The sequence below is a fragment of the Anaeromyxobacter oryzae genome, from assembly GCF_023169945.1.
GTDB classification, from domain to species: domain Bacteria; phylum Myxococcota; class Myxococcia; order Myxococcales; family Anaeromyxobacteraceae; genus Anaeromyxobacter; species Anaeromyxobacter oryzae.
This window is the reverse complement of record NZ_AP025591.1, coordinates 4,427,530-4,439,253: the sequence shown is the minus strand read 5'-3', so window position 1 is coordinate 4,439,253 and position 11,724 is coordinate 4,427,530. Positions and strand designations below refer to the sequence as shown.

Here is an 11,724-nt window from a genome sequence, read left to right as displayed (position 1 = left end):
CCGAGACAAGACTTGAAAATCCGCGGGCGGGGGAGGCGGCGCGGCGGGCCGCGCTGGTAACATCCCGCCGTGCCCGCCGACGCGCCCGCGCCGCGGCCCCGCATCGCCGCGCGAGGCCGTCCGCTCGAGGATCCGGGCTGCGCCGGGTGCGCGCAGCTCGGCCTCCTGCGCGCGCTCCGCCGCGCCGCGCTCGACGTGGAGGGCGGGCTCGGGTGCGATCCCGCCCCCGGCGCGAGGCCGCCGTCGCCGGAGGCGCGCCGCGCCCGCCTCGCCGGGGCCGCCGAGGCGCTCGCCCGCCCCGCCGCGCTCGTGGAGGCGGCGCGGGGTCGCGCCCTCCTCGCGATCGCCGATCGCGGCCCGCACCGCGCCGCCGGGGTCGCGTCGGCCCTCGCGGCCGCAGGCGCGCGCGTCGTCCTCGTCCCGCCCGACGCCTCGCCCGCCGAGGCGGAGCGCCTGGTCGCCGCCGCCACGCCCGGCGCCGCCCTCGTGGCGCTCGTCGCCTGCGCCCGGGGCGGGCCACGGACGGCGCCGCTCGCGGTGGAGCGTGCCCGCTGCAACCGCTGCGGCGCGTGCCTCGGGCTCGGGTGCGTGGCGCTCTCCGACCCCGGCGGCGACGCCGTCGAGATCGACGGCGGCCGCTGCACCGGGTGCGGGCGTTGCGCCCCGCTCTGCCGGGCCGGCGCGATCGCGCCGCGGCGCGCGGACGTGCGCTAGGTCCCGACCCGCTCCGCCGCGGCCGGACGGCCGGACGTGCGGCCGAGCGGCGCGACGACGCCGACCGCGACCCAGCCCCACAGGAAGAGCCATACCGCGACGATCAGCAGGCCGCCGAGCAGGTCGCGCAGGACGCGCCAGCGGTCGCGCCGCGCCGCGGCGTGCATCGAGACGTTCCGGGTCACGTTCGGGAAGACCGTCATGGGACACCTCGCTTAACCGGCATACTGCGACTTTGACGGTTATGAGTCTGGAGCTGGCCTTCTAACCTGTCAAGTGGCACCATGGCGGTTACATGGGGACGGCGGCGACCAGGACCGAGTGGACCTTCGAGCTGAGCGGCGGCCGGCTCGCCCTCGACTTCGTGAACACGCAGGGCGGCATGCGCGGGGTCTCGCCGAAGGAGCACCTGCACGCGTACGCGGATCTCGTGGCGTTCGCGCGCCAAGCCGGCGCGCTCGACGACCGCCGCGCCCGCGCGCTGATGGCCGAGGCGCGGCGGAGGCCGGCCGACGCCGACGCGGCGCTGCGCGACGCGCTCGCGGTTCGCGAGGCGCTCTACCGGATCTTCCTCGCGCGCACCCGGGGCGGCGCTCCGGCCGCGGACGACGTCGCGCGGATCTCGTCGGCGGTCGGCCGCGCCCTCGCCCACCGCCGGCTCGACCCGCGCGACGCCGGCTTCGCGCTCGGGTGGGACGAGCCCGGCGACGCGCTCGACGCACCGCTGTGGCCCGTGATGGCCTCGGCCGCCGAGGTCCTCACGTCCGGCGCAGACCTCGCCCGCGTGCGCGTGTGCGGGCTCTACGACAGCGACGAGTGCAGCTGGCTCTTCGTCGACGAGACGCGGAGCGGGACCCGGCGCTGGTGCTCGATGAAGGACTGCGGGAACAAAGCGAAGGCGCGGCGTCACTACCGCCGCACGCGCGGCGGCGAGGACGGCTGACGCGGGGGCCGGCGACCGGGCCGCGGAGGATCGCGGCCGCCCGCCCGGAGCCGTCTCGCCTCTACCGCGGGCCGCCCCCGAGCGCCTCGAGCGCGCGGGCGAGGTCGTCCGGCACGGGCGCGCGGACCTCGACGCGCGCGCCGTCCGCCGGCCGCGGGAACGCGAGCCGCTCGGCATGGAGCGCCTGGCGGGCGATCACCGGCGACGGGACGCCGTAGACGGGGTCGCCGAGCACGGGCCAACCGGCCTCGGCGAGCTGCACGCGGATCTGGTGGGTGCGCCCGGTCTCGAGCGCGACGCGGAGGAGCGCCGCCCCCTCGAGCCGCGCCGCGACCTCGAACGAGAGGCGGGCGCGGCGCGCGGAGGGCACGCGGGTCGTGAAGCGGCGCGGATCGGCGGGGCTCCGCGCGTACGGCGTGTCGAGCCGGCCGCGGTCCGGCGGCGCGCCCGCCACGAGCGCGAGGTAGTCCTTCTCGACGCGGCCCGCCTCGAAGGCGGCGCGCAGCGCCGCGAGGGCGCGATCGCTCCGCGCGAGGAGGAGCGCGCCCGTCGTGTCCCGGTCGAGCCGGTGCGGGAGCCCGGGCACGGCGCGCCCGTCCACGTCGAAGGCGCCGAGCCGGCTCGCCGCGGTCACGACCGACGGCCCGCCGATTCGCGACGGCTCCACCGCGAGCCCCGCCGGCTTCGCCACGACGAGGCAGTCGGCGTCGTCGTGCAGCACGACGAGCTCGGGGCCGCTCGCGGCCGCGGCGACGGGGGCCGGCCGCGCGACGTCGATCGCCTCGCCGCCGAACAGCTTCCGGTGCGGCGAGCAGGTCTTCCCGCGGATCCGCACGCTGCCCGCCGCGACCAGGGACCGGATCCGCTCCACCGGCAGCGCGAGCGCGCGCGAGAGGAAGCGGTCGAGCCGCTCGCCGGCGTCGCTCCGCGGCACCTCGACGGTCTCCGTCCGCGCCGGCGCGCGGTCCCGCGGGGGCCCTTCTCCTTGACGCCCCGGTGCCGGCCTCGTACGACGAGGGCGGACGGGCCGCGCCGGCTTCGAAGGACGATCACCAGGAGAGGACACCGATGAAGCTCTACTACGTGCCGCGCACCCGGGCCACCCGGCCGCGCTGGATGCTCGAGGAGCTGGGCGTGCCCTACGAGCTCGTCCGGCTCGATCCGTCGAAGGGCGAGACGCGGACGCCGGAGCACCTCGCGCGGCAGCCGCTCGGGCACGTGCCCGCCCTCGAGGACGGCGACGTCACGCTGTTCGAGTCCGCCGCGATCTGCCTCTGGCTCGCCGAGCGCTTCCCGGAGAAGGGCCTCGTGCCGCCGCCGGGGACCGCCGGCCGCGCCGCCGCGTACCAGTGGCTCTTCTTCGCCGAGACGGAGCTCGAGCCGCCGCTCGGCGAGATCTCCCGGCAGAACCGTCGCCCCGAGGCGGAGCGGGACGCCGCCGCGATCGCCGACGCGCGGAAGCGGTTCCTCGCCGCCGCCGCCGCGCTCGAGGCGCCCCTCGCCCGGAACGCCTACCTCCTGGGCGGTGCGTTCACCGTCGCCGACCTCGTCGCCGGCGCGTGCACCTCGTGGGGCAAGGCGCTGGCGGGCGGCCTCGACGGCCTGCCGTCGGTGGAGGCGTGGCTCGGGCGCCTCAAGGCGCGGCCCGCCTGGAAGCGCGCCACGGCGGACTGAGGGCGCGCGCCCGCCGTGCGCGGTTTCCCCACCCGGCGATCCCGTACGGGCGGTGGACCCCTGCGCGCGGCGCCATGGTAACGTTCGTGGCGGGGCGCACCGCGCCCGCATCATGCGCTCGCTCTCGCTCCAGCTGAAGCTCCTGCTCGCCGTCGCCGTCCTCTCCGTCGCGTTCGCGGCGGGCTCCGCGCGCCTCGCGGCCGCCATCTTCGAGCGCCGGGTCGAGGACGGCGCGCTGCAGACGCTGCGCCGCGCGGCCGACGCGTTCGATGCGCAGGAGCGGAGCGAGATCGAGAAGCTCGCGGCGACCCTCGACGTGCTGCTCGCCAACGACGAGCTGCGGGAGGCGTTCGTGGCGCGGGATCGCGAGCGGCTGCTCGCGCTCGCGAACCGGCTCTTCCCGACGATGCGCGAGCGCGACCGGATCACGCACTGGTACTTCATCGCGCCGGAGGACCGGACCGTCTTCCTCCGCGTGCACAAGCCCGAGCTGTCCGGCGACCGGATCGAGCGCGTCACCCTCCGCCGCGCCGCGGACACGGGCGACCTCGGGGCCGGGAAGGAGCTCGGCCGGACGGCGTTCGCGCTCCGGTGCGTGCGGCCCTGGTACCACCGCGGCCAGCTCGTCGGATACATGGAGCTGGCCGAGGAGATCGACCACTTCCTCACGACGATGAAGTCCCGCACCGGCGACGAGTACGGGCTCCTCGTGAAGAAGAAGTACCTCGACGAGAAGGCGTGGGCGCAGGTCCTCGGCCCGCGGGCGAACACCTGGAACGACCGGGCCGACGTGGTCGTGGTGGACACGACGACGTTCACCGACGGCATCATCGACTTCGACGGCGACCTCGACGCGGTGCCGGACGGCGGCGCCTTCTCGGGCGAGCTCGTGCGCGGAGACCGGTCGTTCGTGCGCGGGGTGTTCCCGGTGCGCGACGCCGCGGGCCGGAAGGTCGGCGGCCTCTTCGTGCAGCACGACTTCACCGCCCCTCACTCCGCGATGCGCGCGGGGGCGCTCCAGGTCTTCCTCGTGCTCATCGCCCTCGGCGTCCTGCTGGCCGCGGCGATCGGCCTCACCACCCACCGGATCGTGTTCGCCCCCCTCGAGCGGCTTCGCCGCAGGCTCGAGGCGGAGGCGGCGCGCGAGCGGCTGCCGCCGGGGCGTGTCGTGGACCTCTCCGACGACGAGATCGCGCGCCTCGAGGCGCTCCTCGATCGTGCGCTGTTCCCGAGCCGGCACCGCGACGTTGCGTCGCGTCCCGGAGATACGGGGCCGGCCAAGGACGTTTTGTCCTCCGACGGTTGACGCTCGCCAAGGCTCCCCGGCGATCGCGGGCGCATGCTCCGTATCGAGGAGGCGGCGGGGGTCCGCCGTTCACCCAGGGGGATGACCAAGACGGCCGCAGGCTCCGATCGCGGCGCCGAGGCAGAGAGGTCGGCCGGACCGCGCGCGCCGCGGCCCGGCCCGGTCCCCTTCCTCCACCGGCTCTCGACCAAGCTGCTCGGCGTCACCGCGATCCTCGCCCTCGCCGCGCTCGTCGCGCTCTGGGCGGCGGATCGCCGGCTCGGGCGGGCGCTGGTCGGCGAGGTGGAGCGCTCCTCGGCGCTCCTCGGCGAGGCGCTCCGCACGACCACGCGCGACGCGATGCTCGCCGATGGCCCGGAGCACGCGTACGACGTCCTCGCGCGGATCGCGGCGCTCGAGGGGATCGACCGCGTGCGCGTGCTCGACGCGCGGGGGCGCGTGGCCTTCTCGACCGTCGCGGCGGAGCGCGGGACGGTCGTCGCGAAGGACGAGGCGCCGTGCGCCGGGTGCCACGCCGGACGCGCCGAGCCGGTGTCGCGCGCGCCCGCGGACGCGCGTGGGCGCACCGAGGTCGGCCCGCGCGGCCGGCGTTACGCGATGGTGACGCCCCTCTACAACGATCGCGCCTGCGCCACCGCGGCGTGCCACGTCCACCCGCCGGGGCGGCAGGTGCTCGGGCTCCTCGAGATCGGCGTCTCCCTCGAGCGCGTCGACTCGGGCGTCTCGGCGTTCCGCGTCGGGGCGGCCCCGCTCCTCGCCGCGGGCATCGTGCTGATCGCGGTCCTGCTCTACCTCCTCGGGCGGGCCGAGGTGCTCGGGCCCGTCGCGGCGCTGCTCGAGGGCATGCGCCGGGTCTCGCGCGACGAGCTGGACGTCGAGGTGCGGGTGCGGTCGCGCGGCGAGATGGGCGCGCTCGCGGGGTCGTTCAACGAGATGACCAGCTCGCTGCGCGCCCTCGAGGACGCGCTGAACGGCGTCCTCGCGAACCTCGAGCACGAGGTCGAGGCCCGGACCGCGGAGCTGCGCTCCGCGCAGGACCAGCTCGTCCGGACGGAGAAGCTCTCCGCGCTCGGGAAGCTCTCCGCCTCCGTCGCCCACGAGATCAACAACCCGCTCGCGGGGATCCTCACGTTCGCGAAGCTCGTCTCGCGGACGCTCGCCGAGGGGCCGCCGGACGACGCGCGGCGGGCGGTCCTGCAGAAGAACCTCGCCCTCGTGGAGCGCGAGGCGCAACGCTGCTCGGCGATCGTCCGGAACCTGCTCGACTTCGCGCGCGAGCGGCCGATCCAGCGCAAGCGCGTGGACGTCAACGCGGCGATCGACGAGGCGCTGTCGCTCATCGCGAACCAGGTCGCGATCCAGGAGATCGCCCTCGTCCGCGAGCTCGCGCCGCTGCCGCCGGTGCTCGCCGACTTCGGTCAGCTCCGGCAGGCGTTCGTGAACGTCGCGATGAACGCGTGCGAGGCGATGGGCAAGGGCGGCCGGCTCGCGATCACCTCGCGGACTCGGGACGGCGCGGTGGAGATCGCCATCGCCGACACCGGGCCCGGCATCCCGCCCGAGCGCCTCGGCCACATCTTCGACCCGTTCTTCACGACCAAGGAGAAGGGCACCGGCCTCGGGCTGTCCGTGGTCTACGGCATCGTCCAGCGCCACGGCGGGACGGTCACCGTGGACAGCGCGGTCGGCGCCGGGACCACCTTCGTCCTGCGACTCCCGGCGGATCAGGACGCCGACACGACCGGGCCCGGGCAGGCGGCGTAGGCGGGTCGGGGTCGGGGGCGGCGGCGGGTCCTCTGAATGACCTCCCTCTCCCCCCGCAGTGTGGGGGGAGAGGGCCGGGGTGAGGGGGGCCGCTCGCGTTCGAGGCCCGAGATCCGAGTGGCCGGGAGCGGGCCAGGGCCCACGGGCCACCGGACGCGGCAAGGGGCGATGCATCCGGCCCGATCCCGGTGTAGAGAGGCCCAATGCGCGAGCTCTTCATCGTCCGCCACGGGGAGACCGAGTGGAGCCGGATCGGGCGTCACACCGGGCGGACGGATCTCCCGCTCACCGCGAAGGGCGAGGACCAGGCGCGCGCGCTGGGGCCGCGGCTCGCGGGGCGGAACTTCGCGCGTGTCCTCGCGAGCCCGCTCCGGCGCGCGTGGGACACCGCCCGCCTCGCGGGGTTCGGCGACGTCGCGGAGCGCGTGCCCGACGCGATGGAGTGGGACTACGGCGCGTACGAGGGGCGCACCCGAGCCGAGATCCTCGCGGAGACCCCGGGCTGGACCATCTGGACGGGGGGCGTCCCCCGCGGCGAGTCGATCGAGGACGTCGCGCTGCGCGCCGACCGCGTCCTCGCGCTCGCGGGCGCGACCGATGGCGACGTCCTCCTGTTCGCGCATGGCCACCTGCTCCGCGTGCTCGCGCTCCGCTGGCTGGGGCTCGACCCGCGGCTGGGGGCCCGCCTCGCGCTCGGGCCCGCCCGCGTGGGCGTGCTCTCGCGCGAGGGCGAGGTGCCCGTCCTCGGGCTGTGGAACGCGGCGGGGCCCTGACGCCCGAGCCGGACGGCCCGCCCGCCGGGCCGCCGGTCGACTTCGACGGGCGCACCGTTCCGCGCTAGGAGGAGGGGGTGGAGCAGCCCATCGTCACCCTCGACCGCCTCGACGTCTCGCTCGGCGGCGCGCGCGTCCTCTCCGGCGTCTCGCTCACCCTCTCGCGCGGCCAGGGGCTCGCGGTCCTCGGCCCGAACGGCTCCGGGAAGTCGACGCTCCTTCGCCTCCTCCGCGGCGACGTTTGGCCGGACCCCGCGAGCGCGGGCCGGCGGCTCTTTCACGCGGACGACGGCGCGTCCGCGAGCCCGATCGGCGTCCGCGAGCGGCTCGCCCGGGTCGCGCCCGAGACCCAGGATGCGTACGTCCGGAACGACTGGAACCTGCCGGTCGAGGCGGTGATCCGCTCCGGCTTCTTCGATCAGCTGTGGCCGTCCGAGGCGGCGACCTCCGCGCAGGCGGCGCGCGTCCGCGCGGCGGCGGAGGCGCTCGGCGTGACCCACCTCCTCCGCCGGTCCTTCCTCGAGCTCTCGCGCGGCGAGGGCCGCCGCGTGCTCCTCGCCCGCGCCCTCGCGCCCGGCCCGGACGCGCTCCTGCTCGACGAGGCCTGCGACGGCCTCGACGCGGAGGCCCGCGCGGACCTGCTCGGCCGCGTGGCGGCGATCCTGCGAGGCGGGACCGCGGTGGTGATGGCGACGCACCGGGCGGACGAGATCGTCGAGGAGATCCCGACCGTCGCGTGGATGGAGGGCGGGCAGATCGTGAGGTTGGGGACGAGGGAGGAGGCGATCGGGGAGGCGAGGGAGCGCGACGACGAGCGCGACCCGTCCTCCGTGAACGTGCCCGTCACCGTGCCCGACCCCGAAGCCGAACGCGAACCCGCGGGCCGTGCCCGTGACCCGCGTCCCGTGGCCCGTGGCCCCTGGTCCGTTCCCGGCCACCCCGACCGCGATCGCGAGCGGCCCCCCTCACCCCGGCCCTCTCCCCCCGCGGAGCGGGGGGAGAGGGGGAGTTCACCGGGTGACCGCGAACGCGACTCCGCCCATCCGCTCGGGCACGGTGAGCGGGGGAGTCCACCGGGTGACCGCGAACGCGACTCCGGTCGTCCGCTCGGGCACGGTATGCGGGGAAGTTCACCGGGTGACCGCGAACGCGACTCCGACCGTCCGCTCGAGCACCGTGTGCGGGGAAGTTCACCGGGTGACCGCGAACGCGACTCCGACCGTCCGCTCGAGCACCGTGTGCGGGGAAGTTCACCGGGTGACCGCGAACGCGACTCCGGCCGTCCGCGGGGAAGTCCACCCGGTGACCGCGAACGCGACTCCGCCCATCCGCTCGGGCACGGTGTGCGGGCCGGGGCTCCCCCCATCCTCTTCACCCTCCGCTCCGTGACCGTCCTCGTCGAGGGCCGCCCCGTCCTCGACGAGGTCGACTGGACCGTCCGCCGCGGGGAGCGCTGGTGCGTCCTCGGCCCGAACGGTGCGGGCAAGTCCACCCTCCTCCGCCTGCTCGCGGGGACCGAGCAGCCGGCGCGCGGCGAGATCGACCGGCTCGGGCTCGGACCGCGGGCGGGCGCCGACGACCTCGCCGGTCGCGTCGGCCTGGTCTCGCCGGAGCTGCAGGCTCGTCACCGGCTGGACGCGCCGGCGCTGGACGTGGTCGCCTCCGGGTTCGCGGGCTCCATCGGGCTCGCCGAGCCGGCGACCGCACGCCAGCTCGACGGGGCCCGGCGCGCCGCCGCGCGGCTCGGGATCTCCGAGCTGCTCGCGCGCCGGATCCTCTCCCTCTCCTACGGCGAGCTCCGGAAGGTCCTCCTCGCGCGGGCGCTCGCGCCCGGCCCGGACGTCCTGCTCCTCGACGAGCCGCTCGCAGGCCTCGATCCGGGCGCGCGCGCGCACGTCCTCGCGGTGCTCGACCACCTGCGTGCCGAGGGCGTCGCGGTGGTCGCGGTGTCGCACCACGCCGACGAGTTGCCGCGGGCCGCCGACGGCGTGCTCCGCATCGCGCGCGGGCGGGTCCTCCCGCCCCGTCCTTGATTTCCATTCGCCGCCCATCTGCGGCAGGATGAGCGCGCATGGCCGACGGCCGCCGCCGCCCCGACCCGAGCCCCGCGCCGCCGCCTCCGCGACGCGGCGGAGCGCCGTCCCCCGCCGACCGCGCCTCGCCGGGCCGGCGGATCGTCGCCCCGCCCGCGGGCGTCGTGACACCGCGCGATCCGTCGGTCCGCGTCGTCACGGGCCCGATGTTCATCGACACCGCGAGCGGCACGTTCGAGGACCGCCGCCCCGCGCCGCCGCCGGTCATGTCGCGGCGCGAGTTCGAGCAGGAGCTGCAGCGGCTGCTCCGGGGATACGCGCAGGACCAGGAGAACCCGGGCTCGGTGTCGTGCACCGGGTGCCGGCGCTGCGTCTCCTGCATGTTCTGCGAGGACTGCGAGGAGTGCCACCGCTGCACGCACTCGCGCGGCTGCCGCTCGTCGACGCACCTCACGCACTGCGTCGAGTGCGACGCCTGCCACGAGTGCGCCTACTGCGTTCGCAGCGAGAGCTGCACGCGCTCGAACTACCTCGTGCTGTGCCGCGCGTGCTCGGAGTGCACCTACTGCTTCGGCTGCGTCGGGCTCGCCAAGGCCGACTTCCACATCCTCAACGTGAAGTACACCCGGACCGAGTACTTCCGCCTCGTGAAATCCCTCTCCGCGGAGCTGGGCCTTCCCGGGTAGGCGTGCCCGGGGCCCCGCCGCCGCCTATCCTCTCCTCCGATGCCGCTCGCCACCGCCCTCGCGCTCGCGCTCGCCGCCGCGCCGGCCACCCCTTCCCTCGCGTTCGCCCCGGCGGCGGCGCGCCCCGGCGACGTGGTGCTCATGGAGGTCACGGGCGCGCGCGAGACGCCGCACGGGACGCTCGCCGGGCGCCCCCTCGTGTTCTGGCGCGACGGCGAGAGCTGGCGCGCGCTCGCCGCGCTGCCCATCGAGACGGCCCCGGGCACGATCGCGGCGCACGTGGAGGTGGGCGGCGCGCCGATCGACGCGGCGCTGAGCATCGTCGAGCCGGGCTTCGCCTCGCACGCGCTCACGCTGCCGCCGAGGTACGTCGAGCCGCCGCCCGAGGTGAAGCGGCGGATCGAGGCGGACCGTCGCGCCTTCGCCCTCGCGTTCGATCGGCCGTTCGAGGCGCCGCTGTTCGCCCGCGCCTTCGGGATGCCGCGCGACGCTGCCACGAGCGGGCGGTACGGAGACCAGCGCGTCCTGAACGGGAAGGTGGACAGCGTCCACTACGGCCTCGACCTCCGCGGGCCGCGCGGCGCGGCCGTGTCCGCCTCGAACGACGGCACGGTCGCGCTGGTCCGCGACGCGTACATGTCCGGGAAGACCGTCGTCCTCTGGCACGGCGCGGGGATCTTCACCGTGTACTTCCACCTCGACCGGGTCGACGTCCACGACGGCCAGCGCGTCCGGCGCGGGCAGCGGATCGGCCTGCTCGGCTCGACCGGCCGGTCCACCGGCCCGCACCTGCACTGGGGCGTGAAGGTGGACGGGCTCTACGTCGACCCCGAGTCGCTCGTCGCCATCGACTTCGGGAAGGGCACGGCCCCGGCGCGGCAGGCGGTCGCGGCGCCGCGGCCCACGCGCCCGCAGGAGGCGGCTCCCGCGCAGGCGCCGGCGGAGACCGCCCCCGGCGCGCCGCCGGCCGAACCGGCCGAACCGGCGACCGCCGGTCCGCGCTAGCGCCCGCCGCCCCGGACGTGCGCGATCACGTCCAGCATCGGGCCGTGCAGGGCGGGCGACGCGGCCAGGATGTCCCCGGTCTCGAGCATCCGGTCGCCGCCGTCGAGATCGGTGACGCGCGCGCCCGCCTCGCGTGCGAGGAGGATGCCGGCGGCCACGTCCCAGGGCTTGAGCCGCTGCTCCCAGAAGCCGTCGAACCGGCCGCACGCGACGTACGCGAGGTCGAGGGCGGCGCTCCCGAGCCGGCGCACGCCGCGCGCCCGCGTCACGAACGCGCCGAAGAGCCGCAGCGGCAGCTCGTGCTCGCTGTGGATGTCGTAGGGAAAGCCGGTGACGAGCAGCGCGCTGTTCACCTCGGTCCCGCCGGACGGCGCGAGCCGGACGCCCCCGAGGAACGCGCCACGACTGCGCGCCGCGGTGAAGAGCTCCTCGCGGAGCGGATCGTACGTGGCCGCGGCGGCGAGGCCGCGCGCGTCCGTGACCGCGACGTTCACGGCGAAGACCGGGAGGCCGTGGGCGTAGTTCGTCGTGCCGTCGAGCGGATCGACGATGAAGCGCAGCCCGCCGGCTCCGGCGCCGCTCGCCCCGGACTCCTCCGCGAGCACGTCGGCGCCCGGGAATCGGTCCGCGAGGAAGCCGAGGACCGCGGCCTCGCTCGCCCGGTCCGCGTCCGTCACGAGGTCGATCCCGCCCTTCAGCTCCACGGTCCGGTGCTTGCCCCAGCGCTCCCGGAGGACCGCCCCGCCGCGGCGGGCCGCCTCGATGCACGCCTCCAAGAGCTCCTGCTCCGCCGCCATGCACTCCCCTTTCGTGAGGTCCGGCGACA

General features: G+C 76.3%; 12 protein-coding genes. 9 read left to right on the top strand and 3 right to left on the bottom strand.

Features of this window, described 5'->3' with window-relative positions; all coding sequences use genetic code 11:
- Window positions 1–69 precede the first annotated feature (69 nt).
- Complete coding sequence (locus AMOR_RS19450; protein WP_248353390.1) at window positions 70–714, top strand: 4Fe-4S binding protein; 645 nt, start codon at window positions 70–72, stop codon at window positions 712–714.
- Here AMOR_RS19450 and AMOR_RS19445 read toward each other — a convergent pair.
- Window positions 711–917, bottom strand: a complete 207-nt coding sequence (locus tag AMOR_RS19445; RefSeq protein ID WP_248353389.1) for a hypothetical protein — start codon at window positions 915–917, stop codon at window positions 711–713. The genes AMOR_RS19450 and AMOR_RS19445 overlap by 4 nt on opposite strands.
- A gap of 92 nt (window positions 918–1,009) precedes the next feature.
- Between AMOR_RS19445 and AMOR_RS19440 the strand changes: the two genes are divergently transcribed.
- On the top strand, window positions 1,010–1,657 hold the full coding sequence (locus AMOR_RS19440; RefSeq protein ID WP_248353383.1) for a CGNR zinc finger domain-containing protein: 648 nt from the start codon (window positions 1,010–1,012) through the stop codon (window positions 1,655–1,657).
- Between the two features lie 61 nt (window positions 1,658–1,718).
- Here AMOR_RS19440 and AMOR_RS19435 read toward each other — a convergent pair whose 3' ends face one another.
- Entirely contained in the window at window positions 1,719–2,591 is an 873-nt protein-coding gene (locus AMOR_RS19435; protein WP_248353381.1) for an RluA family pseudouridine synthase, read from the bottom strand.
- Between the two features lie 134 nt (window positions 2,592–2,725).
- Between AMOR_RS19435 and AMOR_RS19430 the strand changes: the two genes are divergently transcribed.
- The 7 genes from AMOR_RS19430 to AMOR_RS19400 all read left to right on the top strand — a co-directional run bounded on the left by AMOR_RS19430 (window position 2,726) and on the right by AMOR_RS19400 (window position 10,898).
- The gene (locus AMOR_RS19430; protein ID WP_248353380.1) at window positions 2,726–3,331 is read left to right on the top strand and encodes a glutathione S-transferase family protein; all 606 of its coding nucleotides are present in this window, start codon (window positions 2,726–2,728) and stop codon (window positions 3,329–3,331) included.
- Window positions 3,332–3,443: 112 nt separating this feature from the next.
- Window positions 3,444–4,637 carry a cache domain-containing protein gene (locus AMOR_RS19425; protein WP_248353379.1) on the top strand — a complete coding sequence of 398 codons (1,194 nt, stop codon included), beginning with the start codon at window positions 3,444–3,446 and terminating at the stop codon, window positions 4,635–4,637.
- Between the two features lie 81 nt (window positions 4,638–4,718).
- A complete protein-coding gene (locus AMOR_RS19420; RefSeq protein ID WP_248353378.1) occupies window positions 4,719–6,401 on the top strand; it encodes a sensor histidine kinase in 1,683 nt (560 codons plus the stop codon).
- Window positions 6,402–6,604: 203 nt separating this feature from the next.
- Window positions 6,605–7,174 (top strand): histidine phosphatase family protein, encoded by a 570-nt coding sequence (locus AMOR_RS19415; RefSeq protein WP_248353377.1) that lies wholly within the window; start codon window positions 6,605–6,607, stop codon window positions 7,172–7,174.
- A gap of 77 nt (window positions 7,175–7,251) precedes the next feature.
- Window positions 7,252–9,207: an ATP-binding cassette domain-containing protein gene (locus tag AMOR_RS19410; protein WP_248353376.1), complete on the top strand. Its 1,956-nt coding sequence runs from the start codon at window positions 7,252–7,254 to the stop codon at window positions 9,205–9,207.
- Window positions 9,208–9,245: 38 nt separating this feature from the next.
- The gene (locus tag AMOR_RS19405) at window positions 9,246–9,893 is read left to right on the top strand and encodes a caib/baif family protein (RefSeq protein ID WP_248353375.1); all 648 of its coding nucleotides are present in this window, start codon (window positions 9,246–9,248) and stop codon (window positions 9,891–9,893) included.
- Window positions 9,894–9,932: 39 nt separating this feature from the next.
- On the top strand, window positions 9,933–10,898 hold the full coding sequence (locus AMOR_RS19400) for a M23 family metallopeptidase (protein WP_248353374.1): 966 nt from the start codon (window positions 9,933–9,935) through the stop codon (window positions 10,896–10,898).
- On the opposite strand, the gene AMOR_RS19395 is transcribed toward AMOR_RS19400, so the two are convergent.
- Window positions 10,895–11,695, bottom strand: a complete 801-nt coding sequence (locus AMOR_RS19395; protein ID WP_248353373.1) for an inositol monophosphatase family protein — start codon at window positions 11,693–11,695, stop codon at window positions 10,895–10,897. The two genes, AMOR_RS19400 and AMOR_RS19395, sit on opposite strands and share 4 nt — an antisense overlap.
- Window positions 11,696–11,724: the final 29 nt, after the last annotated feature.